Origin of the sequence: Rothia nasisuis (assembly GCF_928381405.1) — a bacterium.
Classification (GTDB): Bacteria; Actinomycetota; Actinomycetes; order Actinomycetales; family Micrococcaceae; genus Rothia; species Rothia nasisuis.
This window is the reverse complement of the sequence record NZ_CAKMSB010000010.1, coordinates 41,124-62,846: the sequence shown is the minus strand read 5'-3', so window position 1 is coordinate 62,846 and position 21,723 is coordinate 41,124. Positions and strand designations below refer to the sequence as shown.

At 54.9% G+C, this 21,723-nt stretch carries 21 protein-coding genes and 1 riboswitch; of the genes, 10 read left to right on the top strand and 11 right to left on the bottom strand.

The annotated features are described in order from the left end of the window. Positions 1-49 precede the first annotated feature (49 nt). Positions 50-2,452: an ATP-binding cassette domain-containing protein gene (locus tag L6966_RS08920; protein ID WP_237233257.1), complete on the bottom strand. Its 2,403-nt coding sequence runs from the start codon at positions 2,450-2,452 to the stop codon at positions 50-52. Positions 2,453-2,533: 81 nt separating this feature from the next. On the opposite strand from L6966_RS08920, the gene L6966_RS12260 reads away from it, so the two are divergent. From L6966_RS12260 to tpx, 3 genes are all read left to right on the top strand, one after another. Further along, a complete protein-coding gene (locus tag L6966_RS12260; RefSeq protein WP_369127135.1) occupies positions 2,534-2,875 on the top strand; it encodes a DMT family transporter in 342 nt (113 codons plus the stop codon). Continuing rightward, positions 2,857-3,150 carry a DMT family transporter gene (locus L6966_RS08915; protein WP_237233256.1) on the top strand — a complete coding sequence of 98 codons (294 nt, stop codon included), beginning with the start codon at positions 2,857-2,859 and terminating at the stop codon, positions 3,148-3,150. The genes L6966_RS12260 and L6966_RS08915 overlap by 19 nt, the downstream gene beginning before the upstream one ends. Before the next feature lie 92 nt (positions 3,151-3,242). Next, positions 3,243-3,737 (top strand): thiol peroxidase, encoded by a 495-nt coding sequence (gene tpx / locus L6966_RS08910; protein ID WP_237233255.1) that lies wholly within the window; start codon positions 3,243-3,245, stop codon positions 3,735-3,737. 106 nt (positions 3,738-3,843) lie between these two features. On the opposite strand, the gene L6966_RS08905 is transcribed toward tpx, so the two are convergent. Together L6966_RS08905 and L6966_RS08900 are read right to left on the bottom strand one after the other, a co-directional pair. Further along, complete coding sequence (locus tag L6966_RS08905; RefSeq protein ID WP_237233254.1) at positions 3,844-4,170, bottom strand: branched-chain amino acid transporter permease; 327 nt, start codon at positions 4,168-4,170, stop codon at positions 3,844-3,846. After that, complete coding sequence (locus L6966_RS08900; protein WP_237233253.1) at positions 4,163-4,969, bottom strand: AzlC family ABC transporter permease; 807 nt, start codon at positions 4,967-4,969, stop codon at positions 4,163-4,165. Before L6966_RS08900 ends, L6966_RS08905 begins: the two co-directional genes overlap by 8 nt. A gap of 80 nt (positions 4,970-5,049) precedes the next feature. On the opposite strand from L6966_RS08900, the gene L6966_RS08895 reads away from it, so the two are divergent. The 5 genes from L6966_RS08895 to L6966_RS08875 all read left to right on the top strand — a co-directional run bounded on the left by L6966_RS08895 (position 5,050) and on the right by L6966_RS08875 (position 9,555). Continuing rightward, positions 5,050-5,487, top strand: a complete 438-nt coding sequence (locus tag L6966_RS08895; protein WP_083090661.1) for an Lrp/AsnC family transcriptional regulator — start codon at positions 5,050-5,052, stop codon at positions 5,485-5,487. Between the two features lie 83 nt (positions 5,488-5,570). Continuing rightward, positions 5,571-6,026 carry an OsmC family protein gene (locus tag L6966_RS08890; protein WP_083090660.1) on the top strand — a complete coding sequence of 152 codons (456 nt, stop codon included), beginning with the start codon at positions 5,571-5,573 and terminating at the stop codon, positions 6,024-6,026. A gap of 113 nt (positions 6,027-6,139) precedes the next feature. After that, complete coding sequence (locus tag L6966_RS08885; protein ID WP_237233252.1) at positions 6,140-7,639, top strand: amino acid permease; 1,500 nt, start codon at positions 6,140-6,142, stop codon at positions 7,637-7,639. Between the two features lie 156 nt (positions 7,640-7,795). Next, positions 7,796-8,416, top strand: coding sequence for a thymidine kinase (locus tag L6966_RS08880; RefSeq protein WP_237233251.1), 621 nt, complete (start codon positions 7,796-7,798; stop codon positions 8,414-8,416). A gap of 377 nt (positions 8,417-8,793) precedes the next feature. Further along, positions 8,794-9,555: a hypothetical protein gene (locus L6966_RS08875; RefSeq protein ID WP_237233250.1), complete on the top strand. Its 762-nt coding sequence runs from the start codon at positions 8,794-8,796 to the stop codon at positions 9,553-9,555. Between the two features lie 691 nt (positions 9,556-10,246). On the opposite strand, the gene L6966_RS08870 is transcribed toward L6966_RS08875, so the two are convergent. Together L6966_RS08870 and L6966_RS08865 are read right to left on the bottom strand one after the other, a co-directional pair. After that, positions 10,247-10,885 carry an HXXEE domain-containing protein gene (locus tag L6966_RS08870; RefSeq protein ID WP_083093897.1) on the bottom strand — a complete coding sequence of 213 codons (639 nt, stop codon included), beginning with the start codon at positions 10,883-10,885 and terminating at the stop codon, positions 10,247-10,249. Between the two features lie 542 nt (positions 10,886-11,427). Beyond that, positions 11,428-11,802, bottom strand: coding sequence for a hypothetical protein (locus L6966_RS08865; protein ID WP_237233249.1), 375 nt, complete (start codon positions 11,800-11,802; stop codon positions 11,428-11,430). A gap of 258 nt (positions 11,803-12,060) precedes the next feature. Between L6966_RS08865 and L6966_RS08860 the strand changes: the two genes are divergently transcribed. Further along, on the top strand, positions 12,061-12,702 hold the full coding sequence (locus tag L6966_RS08860) for a hypothetical protein (RefSeq protein WP_237233248.1): 642 nt from the start codon (positions 12,061-12,063) through the stop codon (positions 12,700-12,702). 92 nt (positions 12,703-12,794) lie between these two features. After that, a riboswitch (SAM riboswitch) is annotated at positions 12,795-12,910 on the top strand. A 200-nt stretch (positions 12,911-13,110) separates the two neighbouring features. Continuing rightward, on the top strand, positions 13,111-13,380 hold the full coding sequence (locus L6966_RS08855; RefSeq protein WP_237233247.1) for a hypothetical protein: 270 nt from the start codon (positions 13,111-13,113) through the stop codon (positions 13,378-13,380). A 1,029-nt stretch (positions 13,381-14,409) separates the two neighbouring features. On the opposite strand, the gene L6966_RS08850 is transcribed toward L6966_RS08855, so the two are convergent. The 6 genes from L6966_RS08850 to pgi all read right to left on the bottom strand — a co-directional run bounded on the left by L6966_RS08850 (position 14,410) and on the right by pgi (position 21,686). Beyond that, on the bottom strand, positions 14,410-15,543 hold the full coding sequence (locus L6966_RS08850; RefSeq protein ID WP_237233246.1) for a DUF262 domain-containing protein: 1,134 nt from the start codon (positions 15,541-15,543) through the stop codon (positions 14,410-14,412). After that, positions 15,540-16,133, bottom strand: coding sequence for a hypothetical protein (locus L6966_RS08845; protein ID WP_237233245.1), 594 nt, complete (start codon positions 16,131-16,133; stop codon positions 15,540-15,542). Before L6966_RS08845 ends, L6966_RS08850 begins: the two co-directional genes overlap by 4 nt. Before the next feature lie 250 nt (positions 16,134-16,383). Further along, positions 16,384-18,606: an NADP-dependent isocitrate dehydrogenase gene (locus L6966_RS08840; protein WP_237233244.1), complete on the bottom strand. Its 2,223-nt coding sequence runs from the start codon at positions 18,604-18,606 to the stop codon at positions 16,384-16,386. Between the two features lie 266 nt (positions 18,607-18,872). Continuing rightward, positions 18,873-19,298: a DUF805 domain-containing protein gene (locus L6966_RS08835; protein WP_237224622.1), complete on the bottom strand. Its 426-nt coding sequence runs from the start codon at positions 19,296-19,298 to the stop codon at positions 18,873-18,875. A gap of 106 nt (positions 19,299-19,404) precedes the next feature. Continuing rightward, positions 19,405-19,986, bottom strand: coding sequence for a DUF805 domain-containing protein (locus L6966_RS08830; protein ID WP_237233243.1), 582 nt, complete (start codon positions 19,984-19,986; stop codon positions 19,405-19,407). 20 nt (positions 19,987-20,006) lie between these two features. Beyond that, a complete protein-coding gene (pgi, locus tag L6966_RS08825) occupies positions 20,007-21,686 on the bottom strand; it encodes a glucose-6-phosphate isomerase (RefSeq protein ID WP_237233242.1) in 1,680 nt (559 codons plus the stop codon). Positions 21,687-21,723 lie beyond the last annotated feature (37 nt).

Sequence of the window (21,723 nt, the reverse complement as noted above, 5' to 3'; positions counted from 1 at the left end):
CGGGCACGGCTTTCTCAGCGCGGGGCTCAATCTCTACGCGTGGCTCTATCTATGCCCGGGACTCCACGTAGGTAGCCAGATGCTGACCGGTAACGGTCTGCGCTACCAGCAGTTCGTGTGGCGACCCCTCAAAGACCACGGTGCCGCCGTCATGGCCTGCACCGGGGCCCATATCGACAATGTGATCGGAGTGGGCCATCACCGCCTGATGGTGTTCTACACAGATAACGGTGGTACCCGCGTCGACCAGCTGGTCGAGCAGAGTGAGGAACTGCTGAATATCGGCCAGATGCAGGCCGGTGGTGGGCTCGTCGAAGATATAGATACCGCCAGCTTCAGCCATGTGGGTGGCGAGTTTGATGCGCTGCCGCTCGCCGCCTGAGAGGGTGGAGAGGGGCTGACCCAGAGTAATGTAGCCAAGCCCTACATCAACCAGGCGTTGCAGGATTTTGGTGGCAGCTGCCAGCTTGGTCTCCTTGGCGCTGAAGAAGGTGAGGGCATCTGCGGCTGAGAGGGCTAGCACATCACTGATGTTTTTTTCGCCTAGGCGGTATTCGAGCACGCCGGGGGAGAAACGCTTACCTTCACAGGCCTCACACACGGCGGTGGATTTTTCCATAAAACCCAGCTGAGTTTCAATCACCCCGGTACCCTTGCATTCGGGGCAGGCCCCCTCGGAGTTAGCGGAAAAGAGGGCTGGCTTGACCCCGTTGGCCTTGGCGAAGGCCTTGCGAATCGGTTCGAGCAGGCCGGTGTAGGTAGCCGGATTAGACCGGCGGGAGCCCCTGATGGGGGCCTGGTCGATGAAGATGATGCGTTCGGCCCCGCCGTCGTGCTGCTCCATAAGTTCAGCGACCAGCGACGATTTACCCGACCCGGCAACCCCGGTTAGGGTCACAAGGACGCCGGTGGGCACTTTCACGGAGACCTTGTTGAGATTATTGCGGGTGGCATCGGTAACCTGTAGGGCACCCGTTGCCGGTCGTACGGCGTCCTTGAGCCCCTGCCGGTCGTAGAAGTGGCGAGAGGTGACGGTATCAGCCTGAGCCAGGCCCGCAAATTCTCCGGCGTAGACCACGGTGCCACCGGCTGAACCGGCGGCCGGGCCCATGTCGATGATGTGGTCTGCGATGGCGATGGTTTCGGGCTTGTGCTCTACCACCAGCACGGTGTTACCGCGGTCGCGCAGGCGCAACAGTAGCTGGTTCATTTTGGTGACATCGTGGGGGTGCAGGCCCGCAGTTGGCTCATCGAAGACGTAGGTGACGTCGGTCAGCGGGGAACCCAGGTGACGTACCATCTTGGCGCGCTGGGCCTCACCGCCAGAGAGCGATGAGGCAGAGCGGGAGAGGGCAATATAGCCCAACCCGATAGTGACCATGGAGTCCAGTAGATGTTCCAGAGCTGTCAACAGGGGAGCGACCTCGGGAATCTTCTGGTTGCGCACCCAGGCCAGCAGGTCGGTGACCTGCATATCGCAGAGCTCAGCAATGTTGACGCCGTTAACCTTTGAGGCCAGGGCCGCCTGGGAAAGGCGGGTGCCGCCGCAGTCGGGGCAGGGCACAAAAGTGACGGCCCGGTCAACAAAGGCGCGAATGTGGGGCTGCATGCCCTCCTTATCTTTGGAGAGCATGGACTTTTCAATGCGGGGAACCAGGCCCTCATAGGTCATGTTGATGCCCGCAATTTTCATCTTGGTGGGCTCTTTGTAGAGGAATTCCTTGAGCTGTTCTTCGGTGAAATCCTTGACCGGGACGTCGGCGGGGAAGAGCCCTGATTCCTTGTAGAGGCGGGCTGACCAGCCGCTCGCAGAAAAACCGGGGATCTTGAAGAAACCTTCATCGTTCATGGTCAGGTTCTCGTCAAAGAGTTCAGCCAGGTCAATCTGGCTGGTGCGGCCCAGCCCCTCACAGCGGTTACACATACCGCCGGCGCGGGAGAAGGTCACGTGCTCAGCCTTGCCGTCACCGACCTTACGGGCACCGGTTGCCTGAACCGTGGCCTGGTTGAAAGAAAAGGCAGTGGGGGAGCCCAGATTGGGTGTGCCCGCACGGGCAAAGAGCATGCGGAGCATGGGCAGGGCATCGGTAGCGGTGCCCACGGTGGAGCGCGGGTTCGCTCCGAGCCGTTCCTGATCCACGATAATAGCGCTGGTGAGCCCCTCAATTGCGTCGACATCGGGCCGGTCCTGGTGGGGCATGAAGCCCTGCACAAAGGCCGAGTAGGTTTCGTTAATGAGACGCTGGGACTCGGCAGCTACCACACCAAAAGCCAGGGATGACTTACCTGAGCCTGAAACACCGGTAAAGACCGTCAGGCGGCGCTTGGGGATTTCTACCGAAACGTTCTTGAGGTTGTTGTGACGAGCTCCGGTGATTCGGATAACCTGGTGATGATCTGCAGGGTGGACCACGGGCGAGCAACTTTCTTGAGAGGTGCGAGCAATACACATGAGGGGCAGGATTTAGCTCGGTGAACTGAGAGTAGAGTTTACCAAGTAAATTCACCTACTGGCGGAGAAAATGTAGACCTTATGTTTGCTGTGCCTGCCCTCATGCTGGCGGGCGCTCTTTTGCCCATTCAAACCACATTCAACTCGCGCCTGAGAATATCGGTGTGCTCCCCCTACCTTGCTTCTTTAATGTCTTTCGCGGGCGGAACCGTGTTCTTAGCTGTGCTGACGTGGGCTCTCAACGGGTCGCTTCTTTTCCCAGAGTCAGCTGTTGCCGGTCAACCTGGATGGATTTGGGTAGGTGGCCTGCTCGGCCTGATTGGGCTGACCACCAATATTCTGGTGTTTCCCACAAGTGGAGGAGTGCAGGCTGTTATCTTGCCAATTCTTTTGCGGTGGGTACCGTGCTGCTCTTTGCCTTAGCATGCGCCCTGCGTCTGAAGGTGCGGGTGCGTGTTCCTGAGGGGCAAACGAGAAACCCGTTCTGGATGTGGCTTGGCGGGCCCCTCGGTGCGTGCTACGTGACGCTCAATGCTTTGCTTGTTCCCGTTCTTGGCACGGGGACGGCAGCCGTGGCAACCCTTGCCGGCATGATCTCGCTGTCTCTCATCGTCGATAAATTCGGAATTTCCAGGCGCCGCAGCGTCTTGTGCGCCTGGTACAAGTGGCTGGCGTGGTCGTTATCCCGCTGGGTGTAGTGCTCATCCGGCTGACCTTTAGGCCCGAATTACAAAACTATGCGCTGAGCAAAACTCTTGCATCAAACGGTTAGGGAGGACACAATACAACTATGGCTACTACACATCTTGAAGGCAATGACGTACAAACCGTAGGCGACCTGCCCGCCCTAGGCTCCACAGCACCGGCATTCACCCTGGTGAATACCGACCTCGACACCGTCACCTCAGACTCTTTCGAGGGTAAGAACCTGGTTCTTAACATCTTCCCCTCCATCGACACAGGCGTCTGCGCCTCCTCCGTCCGTAAGTTCAACGAAGAAGCATCCCAGCTTGAGAACACCGCCGTGGTGTGTGTCTCCAAGGACCTGCCCTTCGCGCTTGGCCGCTTCTGCGGCGCCGAAGGCATCGAAAACGTTGTTTCAGCGTCTGCCTTCCGCGACTCTTTCGGTGAAGACTACGGTGTGACCATGGCCGACGGCCCCCTAGCCGGTTTACTGGCTCGCTCCGTTGTGGTCATCAACCCAGCCGGCGAGGTTATCTACACCCAGCTGGTCGACGAAATCACCACCGAGCCCGATTACAAGGCAGCTCTCGCCGCTCTCTAAAACCTTAACAAACGGTGGGCATGCCCTCAGTCCTCAGACTGTAGGAGCACGCCCACCGTTTTATGTAGTTGTGAGACACAGATATGCCCGCCCCTGCCTCTTGTTTCTACAGCACCCAGTTAGCAAGGACGACGCAGGTTGCCGTACCTACGATGAGGGAGAGAGCCAGGTTCTTCCGCCACAGGTGCAGGGCTACGGTCACGGCGACTCCTGCTAGGTAGGGGAATGCCGTCTCACGGGAACCGTAGTCAATTTCAGCCAGAACATAGAAGCCCAGGCAGATAATGGCCCCCATGGGCAGCCAGGCGGCCAGGTGAGCAACTAGAGCTGAGTCTTTGAGCGCCGACTTCACGCCGAAAGGAATCAGGCGCAGGGCGAAGGTAATGCCGGCGGCCAGAAAAATGGCTGAAAGAATGTAGCCTGTGCTAGGCATGGGTGGGCTCCTGAGTCTTGCGGGTGACGAGGTGGCGGATGATGAGCAGGGCTACCAGGGTCAGTAGAGAGACCAGCAACATGGAGTGGGGCGCCAGCACAATGGCGGTGAGTGAGGCCACCACTGCTAGAGAGGCCGTGATATTGTCTTTGACCGCCCGGTAGGCGTCAATGGAGAGGACGACGAACATACCGGTCATCACAAAGTCCACGCCTTCTAGATGGGAGAGGAAGGTAGCCCCCAGAATGACGCCCAGGGTGGAGCCGCCCCACCAGGAAAACCAGAGCACCACAGAAACCGTCATAATGCGTGAGCTACGAAAATGCTGCGACCCGGGGGCGGTATTCAGGGCGTAGGCTTCATCGCAGAGCATATAAATAGCCAGGGCCTTAGCCAGATTTCCCTTGACGTTCTGCAGGGGGTAAGAGATGCCGTAGACCAGATGGCGGGCGTTCATGAGCAGAGTGGTTGAAGCGATTAGGGTCAGGGGTGTTGCGGCCGCAATCATGCCCACCAGCAGGAACTCTACCGATCCGGCAAACACAATGGCCGAGAGGGCCGGGGCCACCCACCAGGGCAGGCCCACCGAGGCTACCAGTACGCCCAGGCCCATACCCATAACCACAAAGCCGAGGCAGAGAATTCCCGCAACGCGTAGCCCCTCACGTAGGCCCGACTCCCCGGGCAAGGTGGGCGTGTAACCTGCGGGGATAGGCTCGACTGCAGGCGTGGACGCACCCCGCTGGCTGGGCCGGGGTGTAAGGGGCTGAGCTTCGTGCGGCGATGACTGTGAAGACATGTCACCAGTGTAAGTAAAAAGCCGCGCAAGGTGCTTGCCTTTGATTGCTTTATATTGCTCGTATCAGCAATAATCAACCCATGGATTCTCTTGATAGGGCAATAATTAAAGAGCTAACTCTGAATGGGCGGCTTACCAACCAAGAACTAGCCACCCGCGTGGGACTCACAGCAGCCCCCTGCCTGCGCCGCGTCCGCCGCCTCGAAGAAGCCGGAATCATCGAAGGGTATACCGCCCGTATCAACTACGAAGCCATGGACGAAGGGTTCGAGGTGCTCGTCTTTGCAGACCTCTCCCGCAACGATATCACCAGCGTGCAAGACTTCGAAGCCACCATCATGGCCAGTGACAAGGTCGTCGAATTCCGCCGCATGTACGGCCTACCCGACTACTACATCAAAGTACGCGTCAAAGACTCCGAGGCCTACGAACGCTGGTACTCAGAAGTCGCCGCCAAACACGACTTCATCATCCGCATCGACTCGCGCATTACCATGAAACTTCTCAAAGCCCCTTAGAAACCCACCTGGAATAAGACCCGTGCCCGGCGGCGTTAAGCCGGGCACGAGCGTCCTTACCTCAAAAACGAAAAGGAAAAACCATGACCGAAAACACCGCCCGCACCGACGACCCTAACTACCGCGCCGTCACCGTAGAGCGTGTAGCCTCCCGCCACTATCAGGCGACCAACGCCAAAGGTGCACAGCTAGACTTTGGCCAGGGCGAAGGCCTGCTCACCCCCGTCGAACTGCTCCTAGCTGCCATAGCGGGTTGCTCCGCTATTGACGTTGATGTGGTGACCGGCCGCGCAGCAGAACCCGAAATCTTCGAGGTGCACTCATCGGGCATCCGCCAGGTAGATGAAAACAAGGCCGTTCGACTCGATGACATCGAAGTCAGCTTCAACGTGCGCTTCCCTGCCACCGACGGCGGCATCAAGGCCCGCTCTATGGTCGACCGACTCATCAAACTCTCAGCCGAAAAAGACTGCACCGTCTCCCGCACCGTTGAGCACGGCGCGTCCGTGACCTTCACCAACCAGGGTAAGCAGAGCTAAATCACGCCGACTGCCTGTAGACCAGAGCGCTCGCGGTGGTAATCTAAAGTTTGTCTTATGCCCCTTAAGCTGAACTGTTGGGGCCTCTTACCACCGAAAGTAGCAACCACACTATGCCTACTGAAGCGAACTCCGCGCCCTGGCAGCGCTCCCCGCAGAATTCGGCGAACAGCAAGGAACAGCTCAAACGCGGGCTGGCTAGCCGCCACCTCTCCATGATTGCCATCGGCGGCGCGATCGGTACCGGCCTATTCGTAGCATCAGGCTCCACCATCGCAGAAGCCGGTCCCGGCGGCGCCCTTCTGGCCTACGCCCTGATTGGCATCATGGTGCTGTTGCTCATGCAGTCCCTGGGCGAGATGGCTGCCAACCTGCCGGTGGCAGGCTCCTTTCAGACCTTTGCCTCTCGCTACGTCTCAGACTCCTTCGGCTTTGCCATGGGCTGGAACTACTGGTTCAACTGGGCCATTACCGTAGCTGCCGAGCTGGTGGCCGCCGGCGTCATTATGTCCTACTGGTTGCCGGACGTCCCAGGCTGGGTCTGGGCTGGCGTCTTCCTGGCCATTATTCTGGGCATCAACGTGCTCTCAGCCCGCTCCTACGGCGAATCAGAATTCTGGCTAGCCACCATCAAGGTGGTCACCGTTATCGTCTTCCTGATTGCCGGCGTCGCCATGATTTTCGGTATTTTAGGCAACCACGACAACGGTTTCGCTAACTGGACCGAGGGGGAAGCCCCCTTCAAGGGTGGCTTCCTCTCAATCCTGGCGATTTTTATGGTTGCAGGTTTCTCCTTCCAGGGCACCGAAATGATTGGTGTTGCTGCCGGTGAATCTGAGAATCCCCGCCGCGACGTGCCCCGCGCCCTCAAAAGCGTGTTCTGGCGCATCATGCTCTTCTATATCGGTGCCATCGCCGTCATCGGCACCCTGATTCCCTACACCCACCCCAACCTGCTCCGTTCAGATGAGACTGACATCGCCTACTCACCCTTCACCATGGTCTTCGAAAATCTGGGTATCGCTTTCGCGGCCTCGGTGATGAACGCCGTCATTCTGACCGCTATCCTCTCAGCCGGCAACTCGGGTCTCTACGTGTCGTCGCGTATGCTTTACGCCCTGGCGCTGGAGGGCCGCGCGCCCAAGATTTTTGCGCGAATCAACTCCCGAGGCATCCCTATGCCCGCGCTGTTGATGACCGCAGCGATTGGTCTCTTTGGGTTTGTGTCGGCCATTGTGGGTGAGGGCTCTGCCTATACTTGGCTCATTAACATCTCTGGTCTCTCAGGTTTTATTACCTGGGTGGGTGTGGCTATCTGTCACTACCGCTTCCGCCGCGCCTACGTGGCCCAGGGCAATGACGTCAACGATCTGCCTTACAAGGCACCGCTCTTCCCGATTGGCCCCGTCGTTGCGCTCCTAATGTGCCTTCTGGTGATTGCTGGCCAGAACTACAACGCTATTTTTGCGGGCCAGTGGTTTGAGGTTGTTTCGGCCTACATCGGCCTGCCCATCATTGTGGGTGTCTGGCTGGTGCACAAGCTGGTAACCGGCTCAAAGACTATCCCGCTCAAAGACGTGGACGCCTCAGGCCTCGAGGTCTCAGGCAAGTAAGTTTCTTTGTGAGGAAGGGGAGGGTACCGGGTTTTCCGGGGCCCTCCCTTTTTCATAGGGTAGGACGCCTGTGAGCGGGGGAGTGGGCCGGGCTAGAATGGTGTGGTTTGGTTTTTGTTCTCTGTGTACGTGTTCTGGGTTGAAAGGTGTGGCCGCGTGGCTAAGCTCTATTTCCGTTTTGGTGCCATGAATTCGGGTAAGTCTACTGCACTGCTGCAGGCTGCCCATAACTATGAGGAGCGGGGCCAGCGGGTGCTGCTGGCCAAGCCGCAGGTGGACACCAAGGGCGATACTGAGATCGTGTCCCGCCTGGGGGTGACCCGCCAGGCTGATTTCTTGGTGGGTTCGGATGACTCGGTGGGCGAGCTCTTCCACGCTGCTGCTGAGCCTAACGCCGATGATGACCGCATGCACTGGCACCTGCCCGTCTCCTGCCTGCTGGTGGATGAGGCCCAGTTTTTGACCGCTGAGCAGGTGGATGACCTGATGCGGATTGCGGTGGAAGAGAACGTGCCGGTCATGTGCTACGGCATTCGTACGGACTTTAGGACGCGGGCCTTCCCCGGCTCTGCCCGTCTACTGGAGATCGCCCACACCCTTGAGGAGTTGAAGACCATTTGCCGGTGCGGTCGCAAGGCGCTTTTTAACGGCCGTACCGTTGATGGAAAGTTTGTTTTTGCCGGTGACCAGGTTGCTATTGACGGCGTATACGTTGGGTATGAGTCGCTCTGCCCCAGCTGCTACCTGGAGGAATCGGGAGGTAAGCTCTACCAGTGAGCTGCTCCCACTTGTTGGCATGACCTATGAGGCTCGGACGGGAGCTTAAAAGGCCTGTCGCGCGTTGTGGCTTGGTCTCAAATTGCGGTCTAATCTTATCCCTATAAATGGCTACGCACAGTAAAATAATTTTCATCAATTTACTTTCATTGGAAATATAAAATATGATATGAAATTGATGAAAACCCAGGTAAAAGGGATTTTTTATCTGTTCTCCCCTCTTGTATAAAGCATTAATATCCATCCGCCAGATGCGCTTCTGTTTTGGGGAAATGGGCTGTGGCCTTGCATAAGAGGGGCCGCCTGAGTAGGCAATAGGGTTGCAAAACGATAAACTGAGCAGGTCACGTACCTTCGATTTTGATAAGAGACACAGAATGATTTCGGTAAAGTCACGCTTGGTTGCAGCCCCTTCGGTAGCCCTCATGGCCATTGCAGTACTGGCAGGTTGCGGCTCAAACAACGATGCTAGCTCCTCTTCGTCCTCATCTTCTTCTGCTTCCTCATCCTCTTCTTCAGCTGAGAGTTCTGCTTCAAGCTCAGCGGCCCCCACAGAGTCTACTAGTGAGTCTGCATCTTCAGAGGCCGCAGCTGAACCGGTTATGCCCGAGGGGTACAAGGCAGTGGTTGCTCCTAATAATGGAATCTCTTTTGGTGTTCCTGGTGACTGGACGGAGCTTAACAGTGAAGCTCTGGCTGATGATGCTGCAGTTCAGGGCTACCTGGAGCAGGCCGCAGAAGGAAGCGTTTTTTCTGCTGAACAGATTCAGCAACAGCTGGCACAGCTTGATTTGATGGCTTCATCTACTACCCCCGACAGCTCAGGATTCACTCAGAACGTCAATGTCAATTCGGAGCCGGTTGCAGCCAGTAGCGTTCCTACCGAAGCTGATATGGCTCAGATGGTTGAGGCTGCAGGCGCTACTCCCGGCGAGTACAAGACTGTTGATACCCCCTTGGGGCAGGGTGCTCAGCAGAGCTACACCCTCGATGTCTCAGGTGTGTCTGTGCAGGGAGCCTACCTCATTGTTCCCTCTGGTACGGGCCAGGGCTTTAGCATCATTACTGTTTCTACGAGTGATGCAACTGCCACCCAGGATCTTCTGACCGAGATTGCCCAGTCTCTGACGAAGGCGTAAGGGCCACCATCTCGTCTCCTGAGAGAGAGGCTGTTTACCTGGTGCTAACAGGTAAACAGCCTCTCTTTGTTCGGTAGTGAGGCAGTAGGCTCCTTCTCGGGACCTTGTTGGACGGGTGCGCTCCAGGGGTTACGGGTTCGCCGAAGTGGATGAGCTTTACGCCTTCACCGGGTACTGCTTGGAGAACTGACTTGTTTAGAGGCTATTCCTAAGGATAGAGGCACCCCGGACTCGCAGCGAAGCTGCTGGGTCGGATGAAGTGAGCCGATGAGCAACAGTTCCCGTCCACAAGCGAAAAGAAACTGGTGCGAATTATCTGAGTGAAGCGAAGATGCAACGCCCTCAGGGCACGGAATCCGCCGCAAGGCGGCGGGGCGTGAATCGCCTGGATAAGCAAGGATTTTTCGCGAAGCGAAAAAGAAAGCCTTGCGCATCTGGCGAGCTTGCGAGCCAGGAGCGAACTAGGCGAGAGGGTCGGGCTTACGTCATTGAAGCCCGCAGATTTACTTCCTCACTTGCTCGGATGGAGTCGGCAGCTTCCGAGCGCGCGAGGAAAGAAGGGCTGACGACGGAATAGGCGAAGCCGCTGGGCTGCATCCAGCGTGAGCCTGCGGAACCCCTTATGAATAAGCTCCAATAGTTTTTTGAAGACTTTTGCCGCTGATAATTTTAACTGTCATAACATATTTTTCTAAATAAGATATTTTGGAAAATTATATAAATTTTTGAGAAGACGATTTATGAATAGCCCGAGATATAGAGAACCTAAAATGCTTGGAAATGCTGCTATATTTCCGAAAATAAAAATTCTTCGTCGCAGACAATCGCTAATCGATCGGGTTGATAAGAAGAACACGCGAACTGAGAATAAACCCATAATAGGTGCAGTCAAAAGCCCGCCGTTATATCGCCTTTGAAACACAGCTCTTACTACATGAGATAAAGCGTTTCCGGCTAATGCTGCCGAAGGGCCGCCCAAAAGGATAGCATGAGGTATTTCTTTTGACCTGTGCCCCCTCTTCGAAAGAGCACCTACTACCGCAGTCAGCAGAGCAGTTGCCAGGGCAAAAGAGTTTCTATCCCTCCAAGGCCCTTTTGCTCTAACCCAGTAGGGTAGTTTTTCCAGATCCTGTGAAAAATGGGAGATCTCCTCCAAATTATGAATCGCAAAAAACACTAGTAGTAATTTCGCGCAACGTCTCTCATTGGCAAACATCAGAAAGAACCTCCTTAAGTGTAGATAATCCGTCTGCTTCCCGAAAAATTGAGTAGTGGTCGCCGTTAATTGGCCTAACTTGAACCTCACCATGTAAATAACGTGTCCATTCACGTGCCAATGTTTCTTTAATGTCCAATGAGGCTTATTCAAAAGTAGAAACACACCCACCCCTACCAAACTAGACAACGACCCCACCAAGCGGCAAAAATATGAGCGTTAAATCTCTACAAATAACCTCAAACCACACCGGAAAAGACCGTTACCACACCAGCGTACAACCGGGCTGACGGCCACACAATTCGCCACGCTATACACAGCCCTCTCACCCACCACCTCACCTGGGCAAAACCAGGCGGAAGGCCATCAGCCCTCACCCAGCCCTCAAAATCACCCTGCTTTACCACCGCCACAACCTCAGCGTCAACTCCTAGCAGAACTTTTTGCAGTCTCCCTGAGCAGAAAACGTCAAAAACAAAGACAAAAGAACAAACCCAAGAACCACGCTCACCAAACTCAAAGGGAAATACAAGAGACTAAACTTCAGCGCACTAGACGTACGCCCCGCCAACATATTAGCCAAGGGAATATTCACACCAGCCACAATCAAAGCAGCAAGCACACCAAGAATCATAACATTTTACCTTTCCAAAAAGTTATTCAATAGGAGTCGTCGAAGTAATACCACCAGAATCACGGGCATCATTACCTAATGACAAGCCCTTCACCTCAAACTCAAACTTCTTACCAATATTAGCCTCAAGAAACTCAGCCAACCCAGCCTTATTCATCCCCTCAGGCATGGTCATATTGGTAATACCTAAACTACCGCATTCTTCAGTCTGAACACGCAAAAACGTAGATGTTACCCCACCAGATGGGTCTGACACCAATTTAACCGACGAGACCGTACACACCTTATAAGTCGCATCCCGATCATTGATATACAAGAGCACTGCTACCGTAATAACAATTATTAGAGCAATAACAGCAGTAATATTCCCAGCCACAGAACTTTTCTTCCGCCCCATAACACTCCTTCCAAACAAAAACTCTTACCTAATCATCAGAGCTCAAAGCCCTACTACCCGCCTTACCTAAGCCGGTAGCCATACCCGTTCCCGTTGATTTCAGACCTTGTTCGTTGATTTTATTAAAGTTCCAGTCAGACGGTGCCGTCAAAACCATAGCACTTCAGCTCTAGGGCGTTCAGAACTGTTCAGGCTGACTAGCTTGCCTACCTAACCGTGCTCTCGATACCCTGAGAGAGGTAGTGAAAGGAACGGCCAATGAAGACCCACTCCCTCTCTTGCGTCATAGCCACAGCTCTGCTTCTCAGCGCCTGCGGAGGCTCCTCAACCTCAGCGCCTGAGAATACCCACATGCCTACAGAAGCCAGCTCGCAGGTGGCGGAGTCGACCAGTGCTCAACCTCAGGCGACGTCACAGTCAAGCACCGCGCCACAGGAGGGCGGGGCGTCCTCGTCCCCAACCCCAAGTGCGGATGCGGTCACTCCGGTCACCAGCGTTTTCCCTGTTGACACGCGCACAGCTGCAGACGGTCAGATCGGTATTCTGATGAGCCCTACGGGAAACATTGGCTGCGATATTTGGGCGGTTGAAGGTTATGCCGCTTGCGGCGTGATTTCGTATTATGACGATGCCAAGTACCCGGACGACTCGGTTGTTGGCCCTGCCTGGGTTTTTCCGCTGGGAAATGACATTGAGAGCATCGAGATTGCGCCGCGCGGTGACGCCATGTTCTTTATGATGGGGCAGCAGGTTGGCCCTGCACCGCAGGTGGTCGAATACGGTACAACCGCCCGTTACGGGGCGGTTGAGTGCGCTTCAGAGACCGAGGCTATGACGTGTACCAATACGGTGACCGGCCGCGGCGTGATAATGAGCCGGGAGGGCTACGAAACTTTCTAGGACTTTGATAGCGAGGACGCCGGCCCCGGCTGACGAGTGCTTTCGCTTCATGCTTGCGCGAGCCCCCTTACTCCTGCTAACGTTTTTCTCACGATTCAGAAGCCCAACGTAAAGCCCTTTGACTTGTTGGCTGGCAACCGCCTGACGCAGACGGTGCCCTCAAAGGAAAATCGGTCACCCGCCACAAGGTGTGGTGAAAGCGCGATTATGTAGGAGGCCCCTGTGGTTTCATTTTTCTCTTTTTCTAAGTTTTTACCTTCCTCAAAAGCTGCTTCAGGCTCTTCACACAATGACCAGCAGAAAAATGCACGGCTTAATCAGCGGTGTATCTTGCACTCGGCTGGTCACGGAATTGTCCCGGCAGTTGGTATCAACGCTTCGAATATGACCTGGCAAGAGGCTACGATTATGGCTGTTCGCGGTACGCGTGTGCAACTGAAAATCGATGGGCAGAGCCGGTATTTCTGGAACCATGATTCGGCTCGTCTCTTTGAGTTCTTAGATGCGACGGACGGCCAGGTGCGCGACGCATCGGGTGAGAGAAAGGACGCAGGTGCCCCCGTTCTTCTCTGGAATGAGGAGCATCAGCTTCTTGGAGTAAGGGACGGCAAGGTCTTTTCTTTAGCGCATCTATCACCTGAACCCTTGACCGCTTGCGCTACCGTTGAAAATCGCTAACTGAGGGCCATGAGGCTTATTCAAAAGTGCCTTCACCCCGGCTACCCAGGCTCACACCTTCGCAAGCTCAGGTGATTCCGTTCGCTGAGTGTGCTGCATCTTCGCTTCGCTCAGATGATTCGCACCAGTTTCTTTGTCGCCTGTGGGCGGAAACTGATGCTCATCCGCTCACTTCATCTGCCAACCCTCTCGCCTGGTTCGCTCCTGGCTCGCAAGCTCGCCAGATGCGCAACGATTTCTTTTTCGCTTCGCGAAAAATCGTTGCTTATCCAGGCGATTCACGCCCCGCCTGACGGCGGATTCCGTGCCCTCTTGTGTGCTCGCGCGCTCGCACCCGCTCACTTCATCCGAGCCTGGGTCGCCTGATTACTTTTGAATAAGCCTCGCTATGAATAGCCTTACAATAAGCCTCTGAATTAAAGTAACTTTGAAATAAGCTTCAATATTGAGGGTTATTCATAAGGGGCTCCGCAGGCTCACGCTCGCTGTCAACCCTCTCGCCTGGTTCGCTAGCTGGCTCGCCAGATTCGCACCGAGATTTATTTTCCTCGCGCGCTCGGAATCTCGGTGCTCATCACCAGCGATTCACGCCCCGCCGTACGGCGGATTCCGTTCGCTCTTGTGTGCTCGCGCGCTCGCACCCGCTCACTTCATCCGAGCCAGCAGCTTCGCTGTGAGCCTGCTTCACCTACTACCTGGAGGAAACGGGCAGCAAGCTCTACCAGTGATGGGAGGAAGCGCTGATTTGACTACTAAATATGGGGGAGCGATATTTTCTTCGAGCATTTTGGTTTTGGTAGTTAAAATATGACATAACTAGTTATCTATGAGGCTTATTCAAAAGTAATCAGGCGACCCAGGCTCGCAGCGAAGCTGCTGGCTCGGCGGCTGGCGTGAATCGCCTCGTGAGCGAAGCGAACCAGGCGAGAGGGTTGGCAGCAAGCGCGAGCCTGGGAAGCCGGGGTGAAGGCACTTTTGAATAAGCCTCTATATGTTTCTTTTGGGCGTGCTGAAACTTTGGTTCAAGATTTAGTCATTCTCAATAAAACCTTTAATCCATTTTTCAAGTGATTTCACTCTGCTTCTTCTAGCTTTGATGTCGGAAGAGTTTCTAATACCTGATATATAAAATTCAATCGTTTCTCTAATCGCTTTATGGGATGAATCCGATAACCCGCTAGGCAGGGGGCCAATTTTAGAGGATTCAAAGATTTTATTTTCAGGATTTTTCTTGACATCGTTCACGATTAATTGGAAAAGGTCGGTACATCGATTAAAATCAGCGGGTGCAATTTCGGATAGAATGTTTTCGAGATCTAGATTCCAGGTGACATATATTAAAGTATACATATCAATAATATTGGACCATCTAGTTCTGCCACTCCAGTTTACATTTTTTTCGAGATAATCTAATATTTCAATATACCTTTTTGCCTGATCTGAATATTCAAGATCAAAATTCTTTGAAAGTTCATCGTACCGAGTGTCAAAATCAGTTTTTTTATTTACTAGTCCGAATAAACATGCGCCAAAAGATTCAGCGAAAAATTCTAAATCTCCACCTCTGTTGCGCCGCGAACCGCTGAATATACCTGATTTTTCTGTGATTGGATGTGAAGCACAGTCTTTCAAAAAGTCCTGGAAAGGCCCTGGGTATAGTGCATTTTTGATCTCCTGAGAAGTCAGTACCATGTTTACTCTATTTACACGCGCAAATACCTTTCGAATCTCATCATCATCAATATCTGATAGTCGTCTAATCGGCAACCTGTATTTCCAAATTTCTTTTTTAGTCTCGTCTTCTAAATCCTTAAAGTACTTCCCTTCATAGGCTGATTTGAAATATTCACTATCTTCACTGGTCTCTAAGTTTTCCAGGAAAAATCCGTTATCGATAAAGTTAAAAATTGAAGTCAATCTTTGTTGGCCATCGACAACTGATGCAATAGAACGACCATCTGCGCTGGTTTCGTAGGAAAGATAGACCTCAGGGATTGGTAGGCCAAGAAGAATTGTTTCAATAAGACTGATCTTTGCAGCCTGAGACCAAACAACCTTGCGCTGATAATCAGGCTGGAGTACTAAATCATGGTTAGCTCTCATTTGGTTGAACTCTGCAATCGTTTTTGATTCAATTTCAAATTTAATAGTGTTTGGATTCATTTTTCTGACTCAATCAATAGCATGGAATTTTTTATACTTAAGCGTTGATAGTCTAAGAGAGCATCATGATTTCTATAAATTCTGTATTTTATCTCATTCCCATAAAAATTTTCTCCTAAATCCATGATTATCTTATCCTCATGGGATTTCCATTTTTGGCCAAAGGAAAGACTAGGTAAGATTAAATCAAGTGGTATGCACTCATTCACCAGTAGTCTTCGAATATTTCCAATCTCATGTTTAGGAATGTCTTCATTTTTTATTAAATTCCTTATTTCTTTCCAGCACCTTTCGAAATATTCTGACGAGATGATTGCGATATCAATGTCGGATTCCTTGTCAAAAATTTTAAAATTTTTATCAGGGTTCAGTGAGTAGCCTAATCTTGCGCTTCCAACAACTAGTACACAAAGAGGGTTTACTTCTATTGATTTAGCCACTAGATGTCGCCATTTCGTAAAATCTAATAGATTTTCACTCCAAGTTCTAGGCACTCCATCTAACATCAAAGAAGAAAGAAAGTATTCAGGGTCATGGTTGACAGATGCTAAATCTTCTTCAAATTTTTCTCTGCCTATCCTTTTTTTCATATTAAAAGCCTTTTGTGTAAGCGATTAATGATTGCTCATAGAGGTAAATGAAATATGTCTTAAGGGTATATAGGTTTCACAAAGGGAAGCGAATGTACGCTGGCATGAAGGGATGGAGATAATCCGCCATCCAACCACTTGGCAGGTGGTAACTTCGCAGCGGGAATGAGGCTACTCTAACAGTTTCGTAAATAAGCCCTCGACAGTGGCCCCAGCGTTTCTACCGGGGCCACACTTCACTTACGAGGTTTTACTTAGCGAGGCCTTCCATCACATCATTCAGCGTGGCGCTCGGGCGCATCACCGCTGATGCCTTGGCGTCCTCGGGCTTGTAGTAGCCGCCCAGGTCGGCGGGGGAGCCCTGGGCGTCCAACAGCTCAGCCACAATCTTCTCCTCATTCGCAGCCAGAGCCTCAGCCACCGGAGCGAACTTAGCCGCCAAATCGGCGTCCTCACCCTGAGCAGCCAGCTCCTCAGCCCAGAACTTAGCCAGATAGAAGTGCGAACCACGGTTATCAATCTCGCCCACACGGCGGGAAGGCGACTTGTTCTCGTTCAAGAAAGTACCGGTCGCCCTATCCAGAGTGTCAGCCAAAACCTGGGCAGAAGCATTACCGGTCTTCTTAGCCAGGTGCTCAAAAGAAGCCGCCAGAGCCAGGAACTCACCCAGGGAATCCCAGCGCAGGTGGTTCTCTTCCAGAACCTGCTGAACATGCTTAGGGGCAGAACCGCCAGCGCCGGTCTCAAAGAGGCCACCACCATTAATCAGCGGAACAATCGACAGCATCTTGGCAGAGGTGCCCAGCTCCAGGATAGGGAAGAGGTCGGTCAGGTAGTCACGTAGCACGTTACCGGTCACCGAAATGGTGTCCTCACCCCTACGAATACGATCAATCGAGAACTGGGTAGCCTCAGCAGGAGCCAGAATACGAATATCCAGACCTGAAGTATCGTGCTCGGGCAGGTACTTCTCAACCTTGGCAATCAGGTTCGCGTCGTGGGCACGGTTCTGATCGAGCCAGAAGACAGCGGGGGTCTGAGAGTCGCGGGCACGGGTCACAGCCAGCTTGACCCAGTCCTGCACAGGGACGTCCTTGGTCTGGCAGGCGCGCCAGATATCACCGGCAGAAACCTCGTGTTCAATGAGCACCTCCCCGGCAGAGTTCACAACCTGAACCTTGCCGTCCGCCTCAAGCTGGAAGGTCTTATCGTGCGAGCCGTACTCCTCAGCCTTCTGAGCCATCAGACCCACGTTAGGCACGGTACCCATAGTGGTGGGGTCGTAGGCGCCCTTGGCGCGGCAGTCCTCAATCACGGTCTGGTAGACACCAGCGTAGGAGGAATCGGGTAGGACGGCCAGGGTGTCAGCCTGCTGACCGGCCTTACCCCACATCTGACCGGAAGTACGAATCATTGCAGGCATGGAAGCGTCCACAATGACGTCAGAAGGAACGTGCAGGTTGGTGATGCCCTTATCGGAATTGACGTAGGCCAGCTCTGGGCCCTCGGCCAGGCCTTTCTCAATCAGCTCACGCACACCGGCCTGGATATCCTCGGGCAGAGTATCAATGCCGGAGATAATGGCGGCCAGGCCGTTGTTGCCGTTCAGGCCAGCGGCGTCCAGCTGCTTACCGTAGGTCTCAAAGAGCTCAGAGAAGTAGGCACGCACCACGCGGCCGAAGAGGATGGGGTCAGAAACCTTCATCATGGTGGCCTTCAGATGCACCGAGAAGAGCACGCCCTCAGCCTTGGCGCGGGCAACCTGCTCTGCCAGGAACTTATCGAGCTCAGCCACGTTCATGTAGGTGCCGTCTACGATTTCACCGGCTAGAACGGGCACGGATTCCTTGAGGACGGTCACGGTGCCGTCGGTGCCTACATGCTGAATCTTCAGGGTGTCGTCAGCTTCAATAATCACGGACTTCTCGTTGGAGAAGAAGTCGTCGTGGCCCATGGTGGCAACGTTGGTCTTAGACTCGGCAGACCAGTCGCCCATAGAGTGGGGGTTCTTGCGGGCGTAGTTCTTAACAGAGAGGGGGGCTCGGCGATCCGAGTTGCCCTCGCGCAGAACCGGGTTCACAGCCGAGCCCTTGACTCGGTCGTATCGGGCGCGGACGTCCGCATCAGCCTCAGAGGTAACCTCATCGGGGTAGTCGGGAATAGCGTAGCCCTTGGCCTGTAGCTCAGCGATAGCGGCCTTGAGCTGGGGCACGGACGCCGAGATATTGGGTAGCTTGATGATGTTAGCCTCGGGGGTCTTGGCCAGCTCGCCCAGCTCGGTCAGGGCGTCAGCGACCTGTTGCTCGGGCGGGAGAATGTCGCTGAACTGGGCCAGGATGCGGCCGGCCAGTGAGATATCGCGGGTTTCTACCTCAACACCGGCGGTTGATGCGTAGGACTCCAGAATGGGCAGAAAGGAGTAGGTCGCCAGTAGCGGTGCCTCGTCGGTGTGGGTGTAGATAATCTTTGCCATGAAGGGCGTCTCCCTTGTCGCGTGTGGGCAGTTTCCTCTCCAAGAATACAACGATGTGCCCCAGCTCTCTAAAATTGGTCAGCTCAATTGGTAAGTGTGACAGGGGGGGGCGAGGCTCGGCTTGCCTGGCCTGGGGGCGACAAGACCTCAGAAATAGGTAGCTCAGCTGTATTGTGTCAGCGGGCGGCTACCACCACATGGCTACGAACGTCTGGAACTCTGGGTGCCAGCTCCCTCCAAAACCCTAGGCCCGGGGCAGGCCAACCTCAACGCTTGTAGGCTGCGTTAGCCCGTCGTTTAAAGAGCGTGATGGTAGGCCCAATGTTCACCGCCACCCAGAGCGGGTTTGTGATTACCAGGAACATGAACAGGGTGCGTAGTACCGATGACGAGTCTTCAGCCAGCGTCACTCGGTTCAGCCAGATTGTCGCCCCAAAATAGAGCACCGTGCCCAGCACAAGGTAAAGCAGAGCCCACCAGAACTCGCTGGGCGAGGCCTCGCCCCGGCCATTCCAATAGTGCCGATAAAAGAGGCGCACAGCCCGCCCAAAACCAACCTGCTCAGCCCTCGCAGCTGAGCGGCGTTCGTCCGGGTATTCTTCGTCGTCAAAACCCTCAAGGTTGAGAGCCTCGGGGGTATCTGCGGTCGGGGAGTCATAGGTGTGCAGGCGGTTAGGCTTATGCTCAGACATACCCTCAAGAATACAGAATCACCAGAGAGCGCAACCACCGGCCCGAGCAGGGGAGGCCCTCTGGCAGGGCCACCAGCTCACGGCACTGCCGGTGGGTAGCTTCTGGCTAAGGACGATTGACGTCCTCGGGCTTATCGTATCGCAGGCCATCTGGGCTGGAGTCCAGCATGCACATGATGAAAGGGACGATGCCCAGCCCAACTAAGTTGAGGAACCACAGGGCGCCGGGAAAACCAGCGTCCTGAAGACGGCGCCAGCAAACAGACAGGGTAAAGATAATGGAGAGGATAGTAAGGGCAACACCCAGCAGTAGAAAAAGTACTGCTCCTACAACGAAGAATGTTGACGTATCTTGGCTGTTCTCTGTGCGTGAAAATACCACGAACATAGCTATGACCCATACCAGGTAGGCCACTAGAACCACCAAAGAGGTGCCCACAGTCCACACGAGATAGGCCCACCAGAATTCACTCCGAGAGGCCCGGCCCGAAAAATGCCAGAGGTACTTCTTGTTGAGCTTGAGCGCCTGCACCATGCCTACAGAGGGGCGGCGATACCCGGTAGGCAGACCGTAGAAACCCGGAGCTCCGTAGTTTCCCTGCGCAGGGTTAGGGTTCTGCCCCCAAGGGCCACCCTGGCCCGGGTGAGGATCCTGGGGTGGCGGCGGGGGATGCGGTGTTGAGCTCATGGGCGCAACTTTGCTCCTTTTTACTTGCGGTGGGTCAGGTAAAAATCAATCAGGCCCCGGGTTGAGGAATCCTGCTCGGCCAGAGCGGTGCGGTCACCCGCTACGGCCGGTGCCAGCTGCAGGGCTAGCTGCTTGCCGAGCTCCACACCCCACTGATCGAAGGAATCAATGCCCCAGATAACGCCCTGCACAAAGGTGATGTGCTCGTAGAGGGCAACCAGCTGGCCGAGAACTGACGGGGTCAGCTGGGAGGCCATGATAGAGGTGGTGGGGCGGTTGCCCGAGAAGACACGGGCAGGAACGATCTGCTCGGCGGTTCCTTCTGCGCGAACCTCATCCGCGGTCTTACCGAAGGCTAGAGCCTTGGTCTGGGCGAAGAAGTTGGCCAGGAAGAGTTCATGAACGTCTTGGTCACCGTCGCGGGTTGCGTGTACCGGGTTGGCGAAGGCAATGAAATCTGCGGGAATCAGGCGAGTACCCTGGTGGATTAGCTGGTAGAAGGCGTGCTGGCCGTTGGTGCCGGGCTCTCCCCAGAAAACTTCACCGGTGGCGGTGGCTACGGGCTTGCCGTCAACGGTCACAGACTTGCCGTTGGACTCCATGGTCAGCTGTTGCAGGTAGGCGGGGAAACGATGTAGGTATTGGTCGTAGGGGAGGACGGCGTGGGTTTCGGCACCCAGAAAGTTGACGTTCCAGATGTTCAGCAGGCCCATGAGAGCGGGGACGTTCTGGGCTAGGGGAGCGGAGCGGAAGTGCTCGTCCATGGCGTGGAAACCTGCCAGGAACTGCTCAAAGACGTCGGGGCCGAGCACAATAGCCAGGGGGGTGCCGATGGCGGAGTCAACGGAGTAGCGCCCACCCACCCAGTTCCAGAAACCGAAAGCGTTTTCGGGGTCGATGCCGAAGGCTTCGACCTTGTTCAGGGCGGTGGAAACGGCGACGAAGTGGGCGGCGACGGCGTCCTTTTCGTCCTTACCGTCAAGGGCACCTGCCTCGCGCAGGGAGGTCAGTAGCCAGTCACGGCAGACGCGGGCGTTGGTGAGGGTTTCTAGCGTGCCGAAGGTCTTGGAGGCCACAATAAAGAGAGTGGTCTCGGGGTTCAAATCCGCAACGGTCTCTGCGGCGTCGGTGGGGTCGATGTTGGAGATGAAGCGGGCGTTCAGGCCGTGCTGGGCGTAGGGCTTCAGGGCTTCGTAGGCCATGACGGGGCCCAGGTCGGAGCCACCAATGCCAATGTTGACCACGGTTTCGATGCGCTTGCCGGTCACACCTACCCACTCGCCGGAGCGCACCCGATCGGCAAAGTCGTAAATCTTAGCTAAGACCTCGTGAACGTCGGCATCAACGTCCTGGCCATCGACGGTGAGGGCTGGGCTGGCATCGGCGGGGCGGCGCAGGGCGGTGTGCAAAACGGCGCGGTCTTCGGTGACGTTGATGTGCTCACCGGCAAACATGGCATCGCGGCGCTCGGTGAGACCTACCTGCTCTGCCAGCTCAACGAGCAGGGCCAGAGTCTCTTCAGTGATGAGGTTCTTGGATAGGTCAACGTGGAGGTCGGCGGCAGTGAAGCTCAGCTTCTGGGCGCGGGCTGGGTCGGCGTCGAACCAGGCGCGTAGGTCGGGTTGGGTGGAGGCCTTATGGTCGGTGAGGGCGGCCCAGGCGGTTGTAGTGGTGGGGTCGGTAATTGCGGGGAGAGACATGCGCTCTGCCTTCCTGTTGGTGGAGTCTTACCCTCTA

Excerpts from the sequence above, each read along its gene's own strand:
- L6966_RS08850 (WP_237233246.1), bottom strand. The coding sequence starts at position 15,543 with ATGAATCCAAACACTATTAAATTTGAAATTGAATCAAAAACGATTGCA.
- tpx (WP_237233255.1), top strand. The coding sequence starts at position 3,243 with ATGGCTACTACACATCTTGAAGGCAATGACGTACAAACCGTAGGCGAC.
- L6966_RS08885 (WP_237233252.1), top strand. The coding sequence starts at position 6,140 with ATGCCTACTGAAGCGAACTCCGCGCCCTGGCAGCGCTCCCCGCAGAAT.
- L6966_RS12260 (WP_369127135.1), top strand. The coding sequence starts at position 2,534 with ATGTTTGCTGTGCCTGCCCTCATGCTGGCGGGCGCTCTTTTGCCCATT.
- L6966_RS08875 (WP_237233250.1), top strand. The coding sequence starts at position 8,794 with ATGATTTCGGTAAAGTCACGCTTGGTTGCAGCCCCTTCGGTAGCCCTC.
- L6966_RS08900 (WP_237233253.1), bottom strand. The coding sequence starts at position 4,969 with ATGTCTTCACAGTCATCGCCGCACGAAGCTCAGCCCCTTACACCCCGG.
- L6966_RS08860 (WP_237233248.1), top strand. The coding sequence starts at position 12,061 with ATGAAGACCCACTCCCTCTCTTGCGTCATAGCCACAGCTCTGCTTCTC.
- L6966_RS08905 (WP_237233254.1), bottom strand. The coding sequence starts at position 4,170 with ATGCCTAGCACAGGCTACATTCTTTCAGCCATTTTTCTGGCCGCCGGC.
- pgi (WP_237233242.1), bottom strand. The coding sequence starts at position 21,686 with ATGTCTCTCCCCGCAATTACCGACCCCACCACTACAACCGCCTGGGCC.
- L6966_RS08845 (WP_237233245.1), bottom strand. The coding sequence starts at position 16,133 with ATGAAAAAAAGGATAGGCAGAGAAAAATTTGAAGAAGATTTAGCATCT.
- L6966_RS08890 (WP_083090660.1), top strand. The coding sequence starts at position 5,571 with ATGACCGAAAACACCGCCCGCACCGACGACCCTAACTACCGCGCCGTC.
- L6966_RS08895 (WP_083090661.1), top strand. The coding sequence starts at position 5,050 with ATGGATTCTCTTGATAGGGCAATAATTAAAGAGCTAACTCTGAATGGG.
- L6966_RS08830 (WP_237233243.1), bottom strand. The coding sequence starts at position 19,986 with ATGAGCTCAACACCGCATCCCCCGCCGCCACCCCAGGATCCTCACCCG.
- L6966_RS08920 (WP_237233257.1), bottom strand. The coding sequence starts at position 2,452 with ATGTGTATTGCTCGCACCTCTCAAGAAAGTTGCTCGCCCGTGGTCCAC.
- L6966_RS08835 (WP_237224622.1), bottom strand. The coding sequence starts at position 19,298 with ATGTCTGAGCATAAGCCTAACCGCCTGCACACCTATGACTCCCCGACC.
- L6966_RS08840 (WP_237233244.1), bottom strand. The coding sequence starts at position 18,606 with ATGGCAAAGATTATCTACACCCACACCGACGAGGCACCGCTACTGGCG.
- L6966_RS08855 (WP_237233247.1), top strand. The coding sequence starts at position 13,111 with ATGGCTGTTCGCGGTACGCGTGTGCAACTGAAAATCGATGGGCAGAGC.
- L6966_RS08865 (WP_237233249.1), bottom strand. The coding sequence starts at position 11,802 with ATGGGGCGGAAGAAAAGTTCTGTGGCTGGGAATATTACTGCTGTTATT.